General features: G+C 61.4%; 19 protein-coding genes. 16 read left to right on the top strand and 3 right to left on the bottom strand.

All coding sequences use genetic code 11. The features are described from left to right. Positions 1 to 18: 18 nt before the first annotated feature. Entirely contained in the window at positions 19 to 963 is a 945-nt protein-coding gene (gene fabD / locus ELH03_RS06100) for an ACP S-malonyltransferase (RefSeq protein WP_128401247.1), read from the bottom strand. 201 nt (positions 964 to 1,164) lie between these two features. Between fabD and ELH03_RS06090 the strand changes: the two genes are divergently transcribed. The 7 genes from ELH03_RS06090 to alr all read left to right on the top strand — a co-directional run bounded on the left by ELH03_RS06090 (position 1,165) and on the right by alr (position 8,195). Continuing rightward, a complete protein-coding gene (locus tag ELH03_RS06090; protein ID WP_128401246.1) occupies positions 1,165 to 2,208 on the top strand; it encodes an aldo/keto reductase in 1,044 nt (347 codons plus the stop codon). A 375-nt stretch (positions 2,209 to 2,583) separates the two neighbouring features. Continuing rightward, positions 2,584 to 3,051: a 30S ribosomal protein S6 gene (gene rpsF / locus ELH03_RS06085; protein WP_003547040.1), complete on the top strand. Its 468-nt coding sequence runs from the start codon at positions 2,584 to 2,586 to the stop codon at positions 3,049 to 3,051. 14 nt (positions 3,052 to 3,065) lie between these two features. Next, positions 3,066 to 3,314, top strand: a complete 249-nt coding sequence (gene rpsR / locus ELH03_RS06080) for a 30S ribosomal protein S18 (RefSeq protein WP_003547038.1) — start codon at positions 3,066 to 3,068, stop codon at positions 3,312 to 3,314. Between the two features lie 156 nt (positions 3,315 to 3,470). Continuing rightward, on the top strand, positions 3,471 to 4,457 hold the full coding sequence (locus tag ELH03_RS06075) for a DUF2232 domain-containing protein (RefSeq protein WP_128401245.1): 987 nt from the start codon (positions 3,471 to 3,473) through the stop codon (positions 4,455 to 4,457). A 22-nt stretch (positions 4,458 to 4,479) separates the two neighbouring features. Further along, positions 4,480 to 5,058, top strand: coding sequence for a 50S ribosomal protein L9 (rplI, locus tag ELH03_RS06070; protein WP_003547025.1), 579 nt, complete (start codon positions 4,480 to 4,482; stop codon positions 5,056 to 5,058). 376 nt (positions 5,059 to 5,434) lie between these two features. Beyond that, complete coding sequence (locus ELH03_RS06065) at positions 5,435 to 6,931, top strand: replicative DNA helicase (RefSeq protein ID WP_062942152.1); 1,497 nt, start codon at positions 5,435 to 5,437, stop codon at positions 6,929 to 6,931. A gap of 94 nt (positions 6,932 to 7,025) precedes the next feature. After that, a complete protein-coding gene (gene alr, locus ELH03_RS06060) occupies positions 7,026 to 8,195 on the top strand; it encodes an alanine racemase (protein WP_197727717.1) in 1,170 nt (389 codons plus the stop codon). 12 nt (positions 8,196 to 8,207) lie between these two features. Here the strand turns inward: alr and ELH03_RS06055 are convergent, their stop codons facing one another. Then, a complete protein-coding gene (locus ELH03_RS06055; RefSeq protein WP_128401243.1) occupies positions 8,208 to 8,843 on the bottom strand; it encodes a LysE family translocator in 636 nt (211 codons plus the stop codon). Between the two features lie 265 nt (positions 8,844 to 9,108). Between ELH03_RS06055 and radA the strand changes: the two genes are divergently transcribed. The 4 genes from radA (at position 9,109) to ELH03_RS06035 (ending at position 13,681) form a co-directional block, all read left to right on the top strand. Further along, positions 9,109 to 10,509, top strand: coding sequence for a DNA repair protein RadA (radA, locus tag ELH03_RS06050; protein ID WP_128401242.1), 1,401 nt, complete (start codon positions 9,109 to 9,111; stop codon positions 10,507 to 10,509). A 90-nt stretch (positions 10,510 to 10,599) separates the two neighbouring features. Beyond that, positions 10,600 to 11,226, top strand: a complete 627-nt coding sequence (locus tag ELH03_RS06045; protein ID WP_003547015.1) for a CvpA family protein — start codon at positions 10,600 to 10,602, stop codon at positions 11,224 to 11,226. A 148-nt stretch (positions 11,227 to 11,374) separates the two neighbouring features. Beyond that, on the top strand, positions 11,375 to 12,865 hold the full coding sequence (gene purF / locus ELH03_RS06040) for an amidophosphoribosyltransferase (protein WP_128401241.1): 1,491 nt from the start codon (positions 11,375 to 11,377) through the stop codon (positions 12,863 to 12,865). A gap of 75 nt (positions 12,866 to 12,940) precedes the next feature. Next, complete coding sequence (locus ELH03_RS06035) at positions 12,941 to 13,681, top strand: SDR family NAD(P)-dependent oxidoreductase (RefSeq protein WP_128401240.1); 741 nt, start codon at positions 12,941 to 12,943, stop codon at positions 13,679 to 13,681. A gap of 113 nt (positions 13,682 to 13,794) precedes the next feature. Here ELH03_RS06035 and ELH03_RS06030 read toward each other — a convergent pair whose 3' ends face one another. After that, complete coding sequence (locus ELH03_RS06030; RefSeq protein ID WP_128401239.1) at positions 13,795 to 14,544, bottom strand: glycoside hydrolase family 25 protein; 750 nt, start codon at positions 14,542 to 14,544, stop codon at positions 13,795 to 13,797. A 354-nt stretch (positions 14,545 to 14,898) separates the two neighbouring features. Here ELH03_RS06030 and cysS point away from each other — a divergent pair, with 354 nt between their 5' ends. From cysS to pip, 5 genes are read left to right on the top strand one after another with little or no spacing between them, the layout of a single operon-like run. Beyond that, positions 14,899 to 16,290: a cysteine--tRNA ligase gene (cysS, locus tag ELH03_RS06020; protein ID WP_128401237.1), complete on the top strand. Its 1,392-nt coding sequence runs from the start codon at positions 14,899 to 14,901 to the stop codon at positions 16,288 to 16,290. Further along, the gene (locus ELH03_RS06015) at positions 16,287 to 16,763 is read left to right on the top strand and encodes a GFA family protein (RefSeq protein WP_128401236.1); all 477 of its coding nucleotides are present in this window, start codon (positions 16,287 to 16,289) and stop codon (positions 16,761 to 16,763) included. The genes cysS and ELH03_RS06015 overlap by 4 nt, the downstream gene beginning before the upstream one ends. Then, a complete protein-coding gene (locus ELH03_RS06010; protein ID WP_128401235.1) occupies positions 16,760 to 17,248 on the top strand; it encodes a GFA family protein in 489 nt (162 codons plus the stop codon). Before ELH03_RS06015 ends, ELH03_RS06010 begins: the two co-directional genes overlap by 4 nt. Further along, on the top strand, positions 17,245 to 17,721 hold the full coding sequence (locus ELH03_RS06005) for a GFA family protein (RefSeq protein ID WP_017963695.1): 477 nt from the start codon (positions 17,245 to 17,247) through the stop codon (positions 17,719 to 17,721). The genes ELH03_RS06010 and ELH03_RS06005 overlap by 4 nt, the downstream gene beginning before the upstream one ends. Further along, entirely contained in the window at positions 17,718 to 18,680 is a 963-nt protein-coding gene (pip, locus tag ELH03_RS06000; RefSeq protein WP_130766166.1) for a prolyl aminopeptidase, read from the top strand. The genes ELH03_RS06005 and pip overlap by 4 nt, the downstream gene beginning before the upstream one ends. Positions 18,681 to 18,707: the final 27 nt, after the last annotated feature.

Here is an 18,707-nt window from a genome sequence, read left to right as displayed (position 1 = left end):
TATATCTGGAGATACCAATCAGGCCATGAGGGCGGCGACGGCCGCGTCGATATCCGCCGGACCGTTGACGGAGATGCCGTTGATCGTCTTGTCGATGCGGCGGGCAAGGCCGGTCAGCACCTTGCCGGAACCGAGTTCATAAAGCGTCGTGACGCCATTACCGGCGAACCATTCCACGGTCTCGCGCCAGCGGACCTGGCCGGTCACCTGCTCGACCAGGAGGCTGGCGATCTCGTCGGCGCCTGTCACGGGGGCGGCACGGACATTGGCGATGACGGGTACGACAGGATCGGATTTGGCGACCTTTGCCAGCGCTTCGCGCATGGCGTCGGCGGCGGGCGCCATCAGTGTCGAATGGAACGGAGCGGAGACCGGCAACAGAATGGCGCGCTTGGCGCCCTTGTCGGTCGCAAGGCCGGCCGCCTTTTCGACGGCGGCCTTCTCGCCCGAGATGACGATCTGGCCGCCGCCATTGTCGTTGGCGATCTGGCAGGCACCGGCGGTGGCCGCTGCCTCGCAGACGGCAACGACGTCGGCATGTTCGAGGCCGATGATCGCGGCCATGGCGCCGACGCCGACGGGGACGGCCGCCTGCATGGCATTGCCACGGATGCGCAACAGCCGCGCGGTATCGGCGAGCGAAAAGGTGCCGGCGGCGCAAAGTGCCGAATATTCGCCGAGCGAATGACCGGCGACGTAAGCGACCTTCGACTTCAGATCCAGCCCTTTTGCTTCGAGAACGCGGACGACGGCGATCGAGACGGCCATCAGCGCCGGCTGGGCATTCGCCGTCAAGGTCAACGTATCCTCGGGACCGTTGAACATGACGTCCGAAAGCTTTTCACCGAGTGCCTGATCGACCTCTTCGAAAACGGCGCGAGCTTCCGCGAAATTCTCGGCGAGATCCTTGCCCATGCCGACGGCCTGACTGCCCTGACCGGGAAAAGTGAAAGCGATGGTCATTTTCATGTCCCTGATTACGCCCCTTAAGGCTGTTTTGCCTCCAATTGACATTCTTTCCGGCAGAGTCAAGTGGCGGCTCATTCTCCGCAAAGCCTTTCGCGCGCGCGCAAAAGCCCGGTTTTTGCTCTTGCGCTCCGCCAAATCCAGCCTAGATTTGCGCGGACCTCCCCAAGGCTTTCACCTCTCTCCCAAGGTTTTTTCATGAAGTACAATTCACTAGGGCGCACCGAGATTTCCGTTTCAGAGATTTGCCTTGGCACGATGACCTGGGGTTCGCAGAACAGCGAAGCCGATGCTCATGCGCAGATGGACTACGCCGTCGAAAAGGGCGTCAATTTCTTCGATACGGCCGAGCTTTATCCGACCACCCCAGTTTCTGCGGCGACACAGGGCTGGACCGAAGACTATATCGGCAGCTGGTTCGAGAAGACCGGCAAGCGTGGGGATATCGTGCTCGCCACCAAGGTCGCGGGCCGCGGCCGCGACTATATACGCGGCGGTGAGGGCGCCGATGCTAGGAATATCCGCCTGGCGCTCGAGGCCAGCCTGGCGCGGCTGAAGACCGACTACGTCGATCTCTACCAGATCCACTGGCCGAACCGCGGCCATTTCCATTTCCGCCAGAACTGGAGCTACAATCCCTTCAACCAGGATCGCGACAAGGCCGTCGCCAACATGCTCGACATCCTGGAAACGCTCGGCGCGCTGGTGCAGGAAGGCAAGATCCGCGCGATCGGCCTTTCCAACGAGACCACCTGGGGCATACAGAAATATCTGACGCTCTCCGAACAGAAGAACCTGCCGCGCGTTGCGAGCGTCCAGAACGAATATAATCTGCTCTACCGTCATTTCGATCTCGATCTCGCCGAACTCTCGCATCACGAGGATGTCGGGCTGCTCGCCTATTCGCCGCTCGCCGGCGGCATCCTGTCCGGAAAATATGTCGATGGCGGCAGGCCGAAGGGTTCGCGCGGTTCGATCAACCCCGATATCGGCGGCCGGCTGCAGCCGCTGCAGGAGCCGGCGACCAAAGCCTATCTGCAGATCGCGGCAACCTACGGTCTCGACCCGGCGGCGATGGCGCTTGCCTTCTGCCGATCAAGGCCGTTCATGGCGTCGGTCATCATCGGCGCGACGTCGATGGAGCAGTTGAAAGTCGATATCGGCGCTGCCGACCTGACGCTTTCGGACGAGGTGCTTGCGGAGATCGCCAAGGTGCACCGGCAATATCCGCTGACGCTTTGATGATATTCCTTGGCGCCTGCCCGACGCTAGAACCGGATCGGAGCATGATGTCGTCCGAAAACCGCTCACACTTTTCGGCATCATGCTCCGCCCACCGGTTTGCGTCGGGTTCGATTACCCGATTGCGCTTGCCTTTCCGCAAAAAATCCGTATAAGCCGCCCTGTTCGTTAACCCGGTCTTCTGGCTGGTGGCTGAACGGAGGGCCGGTTTCCTCTTGGAAATCGTTCGGAACGGAAGCGTTCCAGCCTCCCGTGTCTCCGCTCTCGACCGTCTCGGAAACGCTTTCTTGCCTGGGTCCGCCCAATCAGGAGCAGTCGTTGAGGCTTAGCCGCCGAATATCGGGTTGAACCAAACGCAAGAAAGGCAAAGCTGTCATGGCTCTTTATGAACATGTATTCCTTGCCCGGCAGGATATTTCCGCTCAGCAGGTCGATGCCCTCGTAGAACAGTACAAGGGTGTGATCGAAGCTAACGGCGGTAAGGTCGGGCGTATCGAGAACTGGGGCCTCAAGTCCCTCACCTACCGCATCAAGAAGAACCGTAAGGCGCACTACGCCCTGATGGACATTGATGCCCCGGCTGCTGCCGTCCAGGAAATGGAACGTCAGATGCGCATCAGCGAAGACGTTCTTCGCTACATGACGATCGCCGTCGAGAAGCATGAAGAAGGTCCGTCTGCCATGATGCAGAAGCGCGACCGTGACGACCGTCCGCGTGAAGGCGGCCGTGGCCCGCGTGAAGGCGGCTTCGGTGATCGCGACCGTGGTCCGCGTCCGCCGCGTGAAGGTGGCTTCGGCGACCGTGACGACCGTCCGCGCCGTCCGCGCGAAGACCGTGTATAAGGGAGATCTGAGATATGTCTGAAACTTCCTCCGCTCCGGTCCGCCGCCCGTTCCATCGCCGCCGCAAGACCTGCCCGTTCTCCGGCGCCAACGCGCCGCGGATCGACTACAAGGACGTACGCCTGCTGCAGCGCTACATTTCCGAGCGCGGCAAGATCGTTCCGTCCCGCATCACGGCCGTTTCCCAGAAGAAGCAGCGCGAACTCGCCCAGGCGATCAAGCGCGCCCGTTTCCTCGGCCTGCTGCCCTACGTCGTCGCCTAATCAGTCGACGCCAACACCTTTGAGGGAAGGCATTCGTGCCTTCCCTTCTCCCTTTCGCGATGGGCGCGGATCGGAATTCTTAAAACCCATGTTGAGACGTTTCTGAATTTGATTCAGCAACATCCTCTAACTGCTTGATGAAGCAGGACAGCGACCTTGAAACGACCGAACATTAGAACGCTGCTGATCGGCGCACTCGCCGGATTGACCGCCGCCCTGCTGGTGCTGGGCGCGAGCATGCAGCCGTCGTTTTTCAGCGCTCTCCTCTATACGGCTTCGGCTCTGCCGATCCTGATCGTCGGGCTCGGCTGGGGCAATACCGCCGCGGTCTCGGCCGTCGTCAGCGCTGCGGCACTCGGCGCGATCTTGATCTCGCCCTCCTTCGCGCTGATCATGACGATGGTGACGCTGCTGCCGGCCGGTTGGCTCAGCCATCTCGCCAATCTGGCGCGTCCGGCCTCCGAACTCGGCGGCCCCGACCATCTGCTCGCCTGGTATCCGCTCTCCGATATCCTGCTGCATCTCTGCGGTCTGGTGACGCTCGCCGTCATCGTCATCGGTGTGATCATCGGCTACGGCCCTGAGATCACCGATCCGATCGTCGATCTGCTGATCACCTCGCTCAAGCAGCAGCAGCCGGAATTCATGCCCGATCCGGCGGCGACCGCGCAGACCAAGTCGCTGATCCTGCTGATGCTGCCGGCATTGCAGGGCGGCATGTGGGTCGCCATGCTGTTTGCGGCTTATTATTTCGCCGTGCGCATCGTTGCGGCGTCCGGCCGCGGCCTTCGTCCGCGCGAGGATATTCCCTCGTCGCTGCGCATGAACCGCAACTCGATCTTCATCTTCCTGGCCGGACTTGCCGCCTGCTTTTTCGGCGGCGTCCCGGCGCTGGTTGGTGCGACCGTGATCGGCGCCTTCGGCGCCGGCTTCATGCTTTCCGGTTTCGCCTCGCTGCATTTCCGCACGCGCGGCAAGGACTGGCGCATACCAGCCCTCATCCTCTGCTATCTGGCCTCGATGCTCATGCTGCTGCCAGCTCTCCTCATCCTCGTCCTCGGTCTCAGCGATACGCGCAAGGCGATCGCACTGACTCCGACGAAAGATGCTGATGCCCCCAAACAATCCGATACGAAAATCTGAGACACAAGAAAGGAAAAAGAAAATGGAAGTCATCCTTCTCGAACGCATCTCCAAGCTCGGCCAGATGGGCGAAACCGTAAAGGTTCGCGACGGCTTTGCCCGCAACTACCTGCTGCCGCTCGGCAAGGCGCTGCGCGCCAACGCCGCCAACAAGACCCGCTTCGAAGCCGAGCGCGCGACGCTCGAAGCCCGCAACCTCGAGCGCAAGTCGGAAGCCCAGACGGTCGCCGACGTTCTCGACGGCAAGTCCTTCATCGTCGTGCGTTCCGCCGGTGAAACCGGCCAGCTCTACGGTTCGGTTGCTGCCCGTGACGTCGTCGAGATTCTCGGCGCCGAAGGCTTCAACATCGGCCGCAACCAGGTTCACCTCAACACGCCGATCAAGTCGATCGGCCTGCACAAGGTCGAGCTGCAGCTGCATGCCGAAGTCGAAATCCACGTCGAGCTGAACGTTGCCCGTTCGGCCGAAGAGGCAGAGCGCCAGTCCAAGGGCGAAGAACTCACCTCGGTCGACGCGATCTACGGCGTCGACGAAGACGCGCTGCGTCCGGAAGACTTCTTCGATCCGGAAGCCGACGGCGTCGACGAAGACGAAGCATAATTCTCGTCGGAGCGATCCGCGTGAGGGAAAGCCCGGCCACCGCGCCGGGCTTTTTCGTTTCCGTCCCTTCGATATGGGCCGCCGATCGGTTCGCTTTTTTTAAAGGGGATCTTCCGGATGTTTTTGCTGCGTGCCTTATCGCATCGCGCTAAAATGACATTCTCCGAAACGGATGGGCTGAGTCGGCGCCATACCGTGTCGTGCGGGTGACACTGCCAGTATTTCTCCTTTGTGTCGCCCAAGACTGTGGAGAAGTCGAACAACGTGCACAGCGTTCAGGATTTAGGCGAAGCGAGCCCCCGCTCCTTTCGTAGCCTCTTGATTTTCGCGTCCGGAATTGCAAATCCGGAGCTGGAAAAAGACAGAACGGATGATGATGAACGACGCCGCTCGAAAGATTACAGCTGTTGCCCCGTCGGAGCAGCATTATCGCGAAGCACCCAACAATATCGAAGCCGAGCAGGCGCTTCTGGGTGCGATCCTGATGAACAACGACGCCTATTACCGGGTGTCGGACTTCCTGAAGCCGATCCATCTCTATGAGCCGCTGCACCGGAAGATCTTCGAGGTTGCCGGCGATATCATCCGCATGGGCAAGATCGCCAATCCGGTGACGATCAAGACCTTCCTGAAGGCCGACGAGAAAGTCGGCGACATGACGGTTTCGCAATACCTGGCGAGCCTCGTCAGCAATGCCGTCACCGTCATCAATGCCGAGGATTACGGCCGGGCGATCTACGATCTGGCGCTGCGCCGGGCGCTGATCACCATCGGCGAGGACGTCGTCAACATCGCCTATGACGCGCCGCTCGACATGCCGCCGCAGTCGCAGATCGAGGATACGGAACGCCGCCTCTTCGAATTGGCGGAAAACGGCCGCTACGACGGCGGCTTCCAGGCTTTCAACGATGCGGTTGCGCTGGCGATCGACATGGCGGCTGTCGCCAAGGAACGTGACGGCGGGCTTTCCGGCATTTCCACCGGCATCCATTCGCTGGATTCCAAGATGGGCGGCCTGCAGCGGTCGGACTTGATCGTCCTTGCCGGACGCCCCGGCATGGGCAAGACCTCGCTTGCCACCAACATCGCCTACAATATTGCCGCCGCCTACGAAGGCGAAGTCCAGTCGGACGGCAGTATGAAGGCAAAGAACGGCGGCGTCGTCGGCTTCTATTCGCTCGAAATGTCGTCCGAGCAGCTCGCCACCCGTATCATCTCCGAGCAGACCGAAGTCTCCTCCTCGAAGATCCGCCGCGGCGACATCAACGATGCCGATTTCGAAAAGCTCGTCGCCTGCTCGATGATGATGCAGAAGGTGCCGCTCTTTATCGACCAGACCGGCGGCATCTCGATCGCCCAGCTTTCGGCCCGCGCGCGCCGTCTGAAGCGCCAGCGCGGCCTCGACGTGCTTGTGGTCGACTACATTCAGCTGATGACCGGCTCGGGCAAATCCAGCGACAACCGCGTGCAGGAAATCACCCAGATCACCACCGGCCTCAAGGCGCTCGGCAAGGAGCTCAACGTTCCGATCATCGCGCTGTCGCAGCTCTCGCGTCAGGTCGAAAGCCGCGACGACAAGCGGCCGCAGCTGTCCGACCTTCGCGAATCCGGCTCGATCGAGCAGGACGCCGACGTCGTGCTCTTCGTGTTCCGCGAGGAATATTACGTCAAGAATTCGGAGCCGCGCGACATCCACGATCCGAAATATCCGGAATGGGAAGCGCTGTTCGACAAGGTGAAGGGCACTGCCGACGTCATCATCGCCAAGCAGCGCCACGGGCCGACGGGCACGGTGAAGCTCGCCTTCCAGGCAGAATTCACGCGCTTTGCCGATCTCGCCGATCCCTCCTTCACCCAATATGAAGAGCACTGATCGTGGGCCGGTGCTGCAATGCAGCGGCCGGACTTTCCCCCGACAATATTGACCTCTAAACTGGCCGGAGAATCCTTCTCCGGCCTCTGTTTTGATGTGGATCATGAGTGAATTTTTCGACGCCCCCGAAGACGACAATTTTGCCTCGGCAGGCCTGCGGCTGACCGTCGACTTGACGGCTCTGACGGAGAACTGGCGCGACATGGCGCGCCGCTCGGGTACGGCGCGCGCCTCGGCGGTGGTCAAGGCGGATGCTTACGGCATGGGGATCGAGGATGCCGGCGAAGCGCTCTATATGGCCGGCGCGCGCGACTTCTTCGTCGCGACCGTCGACGAGGGCGTGACGCTTCGCCTCTATGCGCCGGAGGCGCGCATCTTCGTGCTTTCCGGCATCTGGCCAGGCACTGAGCGGCGCTTCTTCGAAAACGATCTGGTGCCGGTGATTTCCTCCGATGAACAGCTCGCCTTCTGGATGGCGGTGCTTGCCGATTACGGCGACTACCCCTGCGCGCTGCATGTCGATACCGGCTTCAATCGGCTCGGACTGCATATTGACGATGCGATCGCGCTCGTCGACGACGTCTCACGGCCTGCGAGCTTCGCGCCCGTGCTTGTCATGAGCCACCTCGCCTGCGCCGACGATCCCACCCATGCGATGAACCGGCAGCAGCTCGAATCATTCCACAGGGTTAGCGCCGCTTATGAAGGCATCGATTCAAGCCTTGCCGCCTCGGCCGGCATCTTTCTCGGCGAGGATTATCACTTCGATCTGACCCGCCCCGGCATCGCGCTCTACGGCGGCGAAGCGGTCAGCGGCATGGCGAACCCGATGCGGCCGGTGGCGACGGCGGAAGCGCGTATCATCCAGGTGCGCAGCGTCGAAGCCGGCGAGACCGTCAGCTATGGGCGGGCGCTGCAGCTTCGCCGTAAAAGTCGGCTGGCGATCGCCTCGGCCGGTTATGCCGACGGCTACATGCGCAGCCAGTCGAGCGGCGGTGTGCCGCTGCGCCAGGTGGTGCCGCAAGGCGGGCAAGGCTTCATCGCCGGACACAAGGTTCCGGTTGCCGGCCGGATCACCATGGACCTGACGATCTTCGATATCACCGATCTGCCTGACAATGCCGTGCGCGCCGGGGATTATGTCGAGTTGTTCGGAAAGAACATGCCGGTGGACGATGTGGCGCGGGCATCCGGCACGATCGGATATGAGATCCTGACCAGCATGGGGCTGCGCCACGAGCGGCGCTACGTGGCCGAGGAATAGCGGCCTTCCTATTCAGCGGCTGCTGAGGGCGAGACGGACACCGAGCGCCAGGAAAAGCGCACCGAGGCCGCGATCGAGCCAGAGTCCGATTTTTTGATTATGCCTGATCGCATCCGCAAGGCGCCCGCCGAGAAGGACGAGTGGCGGTTCGATGAAGGCGGCGACGACGATGATGAGCCCGCCATGCAGCATGAGTTGCGCCCATGCCGGCCCTGCCCCTTCGACGACAAATTGCGGCAGGAAGGCCAGGAAGAATATCGCCACTTTCGGATTGAGCAGCGACACCAGGATTCCCTGCCGGTAGATTCTTGCAACCGGCAAACTTTCACCGGCGGCCTTTATCAGGCCATCGCCGCCACCGGAGCGCAAAGCCTGAATGCCGAGCCAGACCAGATAGGCGGCGCCGATCCATTTGACTGTGGAGAAGGCGACGGCGGAAGCTGCAAATATGGCCGAGAGGCCGAGTGCCGCCATCAGAACATGCAGGCAGGCGCCGGACCAAACGCCGAACAGCGCGGAAAAACCGGCACGTTTTCCGCTTCTCATCGTGTGACCGAGGATGAAGGCGATATCGGGTCCAGGCGAGAGGTTGAGCAGAACCGCCGCCGACAGAAATGCAAGCCAGTGCGCAAACGAATAATCGAACATCTTCCACCGTTCCGGGATTACAGCGCCGCGCGTCTTTTCAGACGCGCAAAGGACGCTGTAGCACTTTCAATCCTCGCATCGTGCTTTCCGAAAATCGATTCCGATTTTCGGGCCGATGCACCAGGAGCAAAGGATAGGCACGGGCGCGCTGATGGGGAAATCATTAGTTTTGATCCGTCGCGACAGCCATTATCCCAAGCACGATATTGATTCGATGAGGCGGCGCGTCTGCTTCGCTTGGAAACCCGGACTGAAAGAGTAATTGATGGCGAAGGCCAGGACACAATTCATCTGCCAGAGTTGCGGCACGGTTCATAACCGCTGGGCCGGCAAATGTGAGAACTGCGGCGAATGGAACACCATCGTCGAGGAAGACCCGATGGGCGGGATCGGCTCCGGTCCCGGCAAGACGCCGAAAAAGGGCCGACCGGTGGCGCTGACGGCACTCTCCGGCGAGATCGAGGAGGCGCCACGCATCCATACCGCCATGTCGGAGCTCGACCGGGCGCTCGGCGGCGGCTTCGTGCGCGGGTCGGCGGTGCTAATCGGCGGTGATCCCGGCATCGGCAAATCGACGTTGTTGATGCAGGCAGCCGCCGCCCTTGCGCGGCGCGGCCACAAGATCATCTACGTCTCCGGTGAAGAAGCCGTGGCGCAGGTCCGGCTGCGGGCGCAACGCCTTGCGGCGGCCGATACCGACGTAATGCTGGCGGCCGAAACCAATGTCGAGGATATTCTGGCGACGCTCGCCGAGGGTAAGCGCCCTGACCTCGTCATCATCGATTCCATCCAGACGCTGTGGAGCGAACTTGCCGAATCCGCGCCGGGAACGGTCACGCAGGTGCGCACCGGCGTCCAGGCAATGATCCGTTTCGCCAAGCAGACAGGTGCCGCCATGGTGCTCGTCGGGCATGTGACCAAGGACGGGCAGATCGCCGGGCCGCGCGTCGTCGAGCACATGGTCGATGCCGTGCTCTATTTCGAAGGCGATCGCGGCCATCACTACCGCATCCTGCGCACGGTCAAGAACCGCTTCGGCCCGACCGACGAGATCGGCGTCTTCGAAATGTCAGACAAAGGCTTACGCGAAGTCGCCAACCCCTCGGAACTCTTCCTCGGCGAGCGCAACGAAAAATCGCCGGGTGCTGCCGTCTTCGCCGGTATGGAGGGCACGCGTCCCATTCTCGTCGAGGTGCAGGCGCTGGTGGCGCCGACCTCGCTCGGCACACCGCGGCGCGCCGTGGTCGGGTGGGATTCGGCCCGGCTGTCGATGATCCTCGCAGTGCTTGAGGCCCATTGCGGCGTCCGGCTCGGCCAGCACGACGTCTACCTCAACGTCGCCGGCGGTTACCGTATCTCAGAACCGGCGGCCGATCTTGCCGTCGCCTCGGCGCTCGTTTCCTCGCTTGCCGGTATTGCCCTTCCTGCCGATTGCGTCTATTTCGGCGAAGTCAGCCTGTCGGGCGCCATCCGACCGGTTGCGCACACCGCCCAGCGCCTCAAGGAAGCCGAGAAGCTGGGTTTTTCCGCAGCACTGCTTCCATCCGCCTCCGCCGAACTGCCGAAAGGCTCCAGCGGGCGCTGGAGCGAAGTCGGAAGCCTGCCGGATCTGGTCGCGCGCATCGCCGGATCGAAGGGAGCGCTGCGTGTGGAAGACGAGGTTTGATCCTTTCATTGCCGGGAATGGTGATGATATAGGAGGCACACGATAAGGCACGACACGGCCGCCAAGCGGCAGTCCTGGAGTTGAATTTACATGCCCATTACGATTTTCGACGGTATTGTCATCGGCGTCGTGCTCTTCTCCGCCGTGCTGGCGATGGTCCGCGGCTTTTCGCGCGAGATCCTCTCGATCGCGAGCTGGGGCGGTTCGGCCGCCGCTGCCTATTACCTCTATCCGTACCTGCTGCCCTACGCGAAAAAATACACCGATGACGACCGCATCGCGATCGTCGGCTCAGCAGCGGTCGTCTTCCTGATCGCGCTCATCGTCATCTCCTTCATCACGATGAAGATCGCCGATTTCATCATCGACAGCCGCGTCGGCGCGCTCGACCGCACGCTCGGCTTCCTGTTCGGGGCGGCGCGCGGCGTGCTGCTCCTGGTCGTCGCCGTCGCCTTCTGGAACTGGCTGGTCGATGTCGACCACCGTCCGGCCTGGGTCAACGAAGCGAAGTCGAAACCCTTCCTGGATTCGATGGTCGTGAAGCTGAAATCGGTTCTGCCGGAGCAATTTGCCCAGATGATACCGGAAAGCATCCGTGATAAGCTGCAGCCGCCGGCACAGGGCGCCGAAGGTACCACTCCACCGACGGGCGACCAGGCTCCGGCGGAAGACGCACCGACCGCGCCCGCAGACGGCGCGCAGCAGCCGGCGAATTGACACAGTGTTCAAGAGCTTGACCCGCCTTCCGGCAATTGCCATTTGAGCGGAACGTGAAATGAGGGTCCGGCCGGGCATTCCAGCTTCGCCGGGCTCAGCTATTTCTGGAAATGCCGATCCATTCTTGTGAGAGCAGAGGCCCGCAGAAATGAACCAGTCCCATGCCATCCCGACCGACGATCCGCTCGACGGAGATACGCTGCATGAAGAATGCGGGGTTTTCGGAATTTTGGGACATCCCGATGCCGCCGCGCTGACGGCGCTCGGCCTGCATGCGCTTCAACATCGCGGACAGGAAGCGGCCGGCATCGTCTCCTTCGACGGCAAGCGCTTTTATCAAGAGCGCCACATGGGCCTCGTCGGTGACCACTATACCAATCCGATGACGCTTGCCCGCCTGCCCGGCAGCATTACGATCGGTCATACCCGCTACTCGACAACCGGCGAAGTGGCCATGCGCAACGTGCAGCCGCTCTTTGCCGAACTAGAGGAAGGCGGCATCGCCATTGCCCATAACGGCAATTTCACCAACGGCCTGACGCTGCGCCGCCAGATCATCGCTACCGGCGCCATCTGTCAGTCGACGTCCGATACCGAAGTCGTCCTCCACCTCATCGCCCGTTCCCGCCACGCCTCCACATCCGACCGCTTCATCGATGCCATTCGCCAGATGGAAGGCGGCTATTCGATGCTTGCCATGACGCGCACGAAGCTGATTGCCGCACGCGACCCGACCGGCATCCGCCCGCTGGTCATGGGCGAACTCGACGGTAAGCCGATCTTCTGCTCGGAAACCTGCGCGCTCGACATCATCGGCGCCAAGTTCATCCGCGACGTTGAGAACGGCGAGGTCGTCATCTGCGAAATCCAGCCTGACGGCTCGATCAGCATCGATGCGCGCAAGCCCAGCAAGCCGCAGCCGGAGCGCCTCTGCCTGTTCGAATATGTCTATTTCGCCCGTCCGGACTCGGTCGTCGGCGGCCGCAACGTCTACACGACGCGCAAAAGCATGGGCATGAACCTCGCCAAGGAATCGCCCATCGATGCCGACGTGATCGTGCCGGTGCCGGATGGCGGCACACCTGCGGCGCTCGGCTATGCCCAGCAGAGCGGCATTCCCTTCGAATACGGCATCATCCGTAACCATTATGTCGGGCGCACCTTCATCGAGCCGACGCAGCAGATCCGGGCCTTCGGTGTGAAGCTGAAGCATTCCGCCAACCGCGCAATGATCGAAGGCAAGCGCGTGGTGCTGGTTGATGATTCCATCGTGCGCGGTACGACGTCTCTCAAGATCGTCCAGATGATCCGTGAAGCCGGCGCGCGCGAAGTCCATGTCCGCGTCGCAAGCCCGATGATCTTCTTCCCGGATTTCTACGGCATCGACACGCCCGACGCAGACAAGCTGCTGGCAAATCAGTATGCCGATGTCGAAGCCATGGCCAAATATATCGGTGCGGATTCGCTCGCCTTCCTGTCGATCGACGGCCTCTATCGCGCCGTTGGCGGCGAGGATCGCAATCCGGTCCGGCCGCAGTTCACCGACCACTATTTTACCGGCGACTATCCGACCCGTCTGCTCGACAAGAACGGCGAGTCCATGGGCAACAAGATTTCCATGCTCGCCAGCAACGGCTGACACGGCTCGGCTTTCCCATTATCCATCCCGAGGGGTTCACCGCACCCCTCTCCCCTCGTGAGGGAACACCACATCATGAATATCAATCTTGAGGGCAAGATCGCACTCGTCACCGGTGCGTCGCGCGGCATCGGATATTTCACGGCGCTGGAGCTTGCCAAAGCCGGCGCCCATGTGATTGCCTGCGCCCGCACGGTCGGCGGGCTCGAGGACCTCGACGATGCGATCAAGGCCGTCGGCGGCACGGCGACACTCGTGCCCTTCGACCTTGCCGACATGAATGCGATCGATGCGCTCGGCGGCTCGATCTTCGAGCGCTGGGGCAAGCTCGACATCCTCGTCGCCAATGCCGGCGTGCTCGGTGTCATTTCGCCGATCGGCCATATCGAAGCGAAGGTGTTCGAGAAGGTGATGACCATCAACGTCACCGCGACATGGCGGTTGATCCGCTCGGTCGACCCACTGCTTGCCCGCTCGGTTGCCGGCCGCGCGGTGATCATCTCGTCGGGTGCGGCCCACAAGTGCCGGCCCTTCTGGGGCGCCTATTCCGCTTCCAAGGCTGCGGTCGAGGCGCTGGCACGCACATGGGCCGGTGAAAGTCAAAGCACACCGCTGCGGGTCACCAGCGTCGATCCGGGAGCGACACGCACGGCGATGCGAGCGCAGGCGGTGCCTGGCGAAGATCCGCAGACGCTGCCGCATCCCTCCGAGGTCGCGAAGGCGATCCTGCCGTTGCTGGGGCCTGGTGTGACCGAGACGGGTAAGCTGTTCATCGTGCGGGAGAACAAGCTCGTCGATTACCGCCTGCCGGAATAAGCTCCTGCATAATTCCTTAAGTCGGAATCGATTCAAGGACAAAATTATGCAGCAATTCAAAGTGCTACAGCGTCCTTTGCACGTCTCAAAAGACGCGCGGCGCTGTAGTCGTCTCAGTTCGCTGCAACTGCTGGGAACAGATGCGCCAGGCCCGCTTCCGACGGGCAAAGCGCATTGAGGTCAACCGGTCCCTGGATGCCGTCCAAGGTGCCGTTATCGGCAAATTGCCAGATTGACCAACGACTGCACTCTTCCTGTCTCGGTTCCCTGAACACACTACGCAGCCACAGATGGTGGTCGGGAAAGCGCGATTCATTGCCTTTCAGATATTGATCGAAGAACTCCTGAGTGACGTAGAAAATAGGCTTCTCCGGAAACGTACCCTTCAGCTCAGTGAAGAAGGCGTTCACCTCGGCAGCCATTTCCTCGAGCGTCGGGATCTTGTTGCAATTGCCGACAAACTCCAGATCGATGGCGATGGGCAGAGTTCCCTGCTCCTTCGGCACGGTCGCCAGCACATTCTGCGCCTGATCCTTGCCCGGTCGGCAGAAGGTGAAGAAATGATAAGCGCCCCTGACCACTCCGGCATCTCCGGCGCGCTGCCAGTTGTCGGCGAACTTGGAATCCCGATGATCTCCACCCTCGGTCGCCTTCATGAAGGCGAAGCGGACATTCGCCTGCGAGGCAACCGCCTTCCAATCGATGTCACCTTGGTGATGGCTGACATCGATGCCTTGGATCGGATAGCTGCTTAAGGAGGGATTGTTGAAGCGAAGCATTCCGAAATCGTATGCGAAATATGCCGCGAATGCGACAACCAGAATTGCAGTCGCTCCGATCGTCGATCGAGCCAGTCTCCGCATCCCTTCCTCCCCATTAACAACAGCTTCTCAACCGGCTATGCGAGATTTGCGCCGCGAAAATGGCGGGCGAATTTCAAGGGCGCGCAAACCGGTTTCACCAGATGTCGCGGCTGCGATCGATTCATCGGATGGGTGGATCCTGTTGCCGTTGGATCGCTCTTCGCCCCCTTGACCGGAAGCGCGAACCGGGCCATAAAACCCGCCATGAAAACGGTTATCTGCATTATCTGCCGGAAGATTATTCGCTAGCGCGAGCGCTGGCCCGGCCGTTTTCGTCTCCCAAATAGTCAAGATGCGAAACGCCCCGGTCCGCCGGTCGCGATATTTTTCTGATCGTGCATTTGGGAGAGTGAAATGGACGCGACGCCGGAACTGAAGCTGTACAACACGCTGACACGGGAAAAATCGGTCTTTTCGCCGATCGATCCCAACAATGTCCGCATGTATGTCTGCGGCCCGACCGTCTATGACTTCGCTCATATCGGCAATGCCCGGCCGGTCATCGTCTTCGACGTGCTGTTCCGGCTGCTGCGCCATGTCTATGGCAAAGACCACGTCACTTATGCCCGCAACATCACCGACGTCGACGATAAGATCAATGCGCGGGCGCTTCGGGACCATCCGGGCCTGGCGCTCAACGACGCGATCCGCGCGGTCACGGAAAAGACCGAGACGCAATTTCACACCGATGTCGCCGAACTCGGCTGCCTGGAGCCGAACTTCGAGCCGCGTGCCACCGACAATATCGTTGAGATGACCGAGATCATCGAGAAGCTGATCGGCAACGGTCATGCCTATGTCGCATCGGGCGAAGTGCTGTTCGACACCAAATCCATGGCGGATTACGGTCAGCTTTCGAAGCGCCCGCTCGACGAACAGCAGGCCGGCGCGCGCATCGCCGTCGACGCGCACAAGAAGAATCCAGGCGATTTCGTGCTCTGGAAACTGTCGAGCCACAACGAGCCCGGCTGGGAGAGCCCTTGGGGCCGCGGCCGGCCCGGATGGCACATCGAATGCTCCGCGATGAGCAAGCGTTATCTCGGCGATGTCTTCGACATTCACGGCGGCGGGCTGGACCTGATCTTCCCGCATCATGAAAACGAGATCGCCCAGTCGCGCTGCGCCCACGGTACTGAGGTGATGGCGAATGTCTGGATGCATAACGGTTTCCTGCAGGTCGAAGGCCGCAAGATGTCGAAATCCGAAGGCAATTTCGTCACCATCCACGAGTTGCTGCACACGGAAACCTTCGGCGGCCGCAAATGGCCGGGCGAGGTGCTGCGCCTTGCCATGCTGATGACGCATTACCGCGAGCCGATCGATTTCTCGATCAAGCGACTGGAAGAGGCCGAACGTCTGCTCGCCAAATGGCCGGCAACAGATGCCGGCGATGCGGCGCCCGATGAAAGCGTGCTGAACGCGCTTTCGGACGACCTCAATACGGTGGCGGCGGTGCAGGCATTGCATGCGTTGGCGCAAGCTGCCCATACGGATCCCGCCGTGGGCGCCACTTTTGCCGCAACGGCCGACCTTCTGGGCCTGCTGCCGAAAAAGATGGAGATCGACGAAGCCGTCGCATCGGCAATCGATGCCCTGGTCGCAATGCGCCTCGAGATGCTGAAGGCGAAGAACTTCACTGAGGCCGACAAGATCCGCGACGAGCTGACGGCGAAGGGCATCCAGCTGAAAGACGGCAAGGATCCGGTGACGGGCGAGCGCGTGACGACGTGGGAGGTCAAGAGATGACCACCTATACCGGCGGCTGCCAATGCGGAGCGATCCGCTTCCGCGTCAGCGGCGACCTCAAGGATTCGTCAATCTGTCATTGCCGCATGTGCCAGAAGGCGTTCGGGGCCTATTATGCGCCGCTGGTCTCGGTGCGCGGCGCCGATTTCGAATGGACACGGGGAGAGCGGAAAAGTTTCCGCTCTTCCAATTTCGTCGAGCGCGGATTCTGCGGCGATTGCGGCACGCCGCTGACCTACGAGGCGCCGGATGGAATGGCGATTGCCGCCGGCGCCTTCGACGACCCTTCGGCATTTCCGCCGGTGGTCCAATTCGGCATCGAGGGCAAGATCGGTTTCGTCGATCATCTGCACGAATTGCCGGGGCACCGGACGGAAGAGGATGCGCAAGCCGCCCCCTTCCTGCTCGAGCTCGTCTCCTACCAGCATCCCAATCATGAGACGCAGGCATGGCCACCGAAGGAGCTCGGATGACGACAGAATCAGACAGAAGCGGCGGGTGTCAGTGCGGGGCGGTGCGCTACCGCGCCAAAGGCGAACTCGGCTATCCCCATCTTTGCCATTGCCGCATGTGCCAGAAGGCGGCCGGCAATTATTTCATGCCGCTTGCCGCCGCGATGCGCGGCGATTTTGCCCTGACGCGCGGCGCGCCGAAATGGTTTCAGTCCTCGGATCTGGTGCGGCGCGGCTTCTGCGGCGATTGCGGCACGCCGCTGTTCTACGAAATTCCCGAGGCTGAATTCATCAACATCACGCTCGGATCGCTTGATGATCCCGATGCGGTCAAGCCGGTGATGCAATCGAACACCGGCCGCAAGATGTCCTGGTTTCACGCGCTCGACGGCCTGCCGCTGGAACCACAGGCTGAAACTCCCGACCGCGAGAACGCGATCGCGGCAAGCAACCATCAGCACCCCGACCACGACACGAAAAGCTGGCCCCTCGGAGAAAGCTCATGACGGACACGATAAAGACAGGCGGATGCCAGTGCGGCGCCGTGCGCTTCCGCATCTCAGGCAGACTAGGACGCCCCTCGATCTGCCATTGCCGCATGTGCCAGAAGCAGTTCGGCGGTTTCTTCTCGGCGCTCGTCACCGCGCCTGAGGAAGGGATGGAATGGACGCGCGGCGAGCCGAGCTACTTTCAGTCCTCGGTCAATATCGACCGCGGCTTCTGCAGCAATTGCGGCACGCCGATGACCTATCGTCATCCGGGCGGGCTGGAGCTTGCGATCGGCACCTTCGACGACCGCAGCGACCTCGCACCGCTGATCCAGGTCAACTACGAGGCCCGCCTGCCCTGGGTCGAGGAAATCTTCGAGGCGCCGGTGCTGAAGGATCAGGATTTCTACTCACGACAGGAGGCGATCATCTCCTTCCAGCATCCCGATCACGACACAGAAGTCTGGCCCGCGAAAGGCGTGAAGATATGACCGAGATACTACGCACGCTCTATCCCGAAATCGAACTCTATGCTTCCGGCCATCTCGATGTCGGTGACGGCCATGTGATCTATTGGGAGCGCTCGGGAACGCCTGGCGCCAAGCCCGCCGTCTTCCTGCATGGCGGCCCGGGCGGCGGCATCTCGCCCGCCCATCGCCGGCTTTTCGATCCCGCTCTCTACGACGTCATGCTGTTTGACCAGCGCGGTTGCGGCAGGTCGACACCACATGCGGAACTCCAAGCCAACACGACCTGGCATCTCGTTGCCGATATCGAGCGGCTGCGCGAGATGGTCGGCGTCGACAGCTGGCAGGTGTTCGGCGGCTCCTGGGGCTCGACGCTGGCGCTCGCCTATGCCGAGACGCATCCAGAGCACGTCTCCGAGCTCATCCTGCGCGGCATCTACACGCTGACCAAGGCCGAACTCGACTGGTATTATCAATTCGGCGTCTCGGAGATGTTCCCTGACAAGTGGGAGCGGTTCATCGCGCCCATTCCGCCGGAAGAGCGGTATGAGATGATGCATGCCTATCATCGCCGCCTGACGCATGAAGACAGGAATGTGCGCCTCGAGGCCGCGCAGGCCTGGAGCATCTGGGAAGGCGAAACGATCACGCTGCTGCCGGAACCTTCGACGAGCTTCAAGTTCGGGGAGCCGGAATTCGCCTATGCATTTGCGCGCATCGAGAACCATTTCTTCGCCCATGCCGGCTGGATGGACGAGGGACAGTTGATCCGCGATGCCGGCAGGCTCAAGGATATTCCCGGCGTCATCGTGCATGGCCGCTACGACATGCCCTGCCCGGCCAAATATGCCTGGCTGCTGCATAAGGCCTGGCCGAAAGCGGAATTCCACCTGATCGAGGGCGCGGGCCATGCCTATTCGGAACCGGGGATTCTCGATCAACTGATCCGGGCGACGGATAAGTTTGCCGGGAAGCAAGACTGATCGTTGGTATTGGGGCAGCCCTCACCC

Source organism: Rhizobium beringeri (assembly GCF_004306515.1).
GTDB classification, from domain to species: Bacteria; Pseudomonadota; Alphaproteobacteria; order Rhizobiales; family Rhizobiaceae; genus Rhizobium; species Rhizobium beringeri.
Note: the sequence above shows the minus strand (reverse complement) of the source record. Positions and strands in the feature narration are given on the sequence as shown.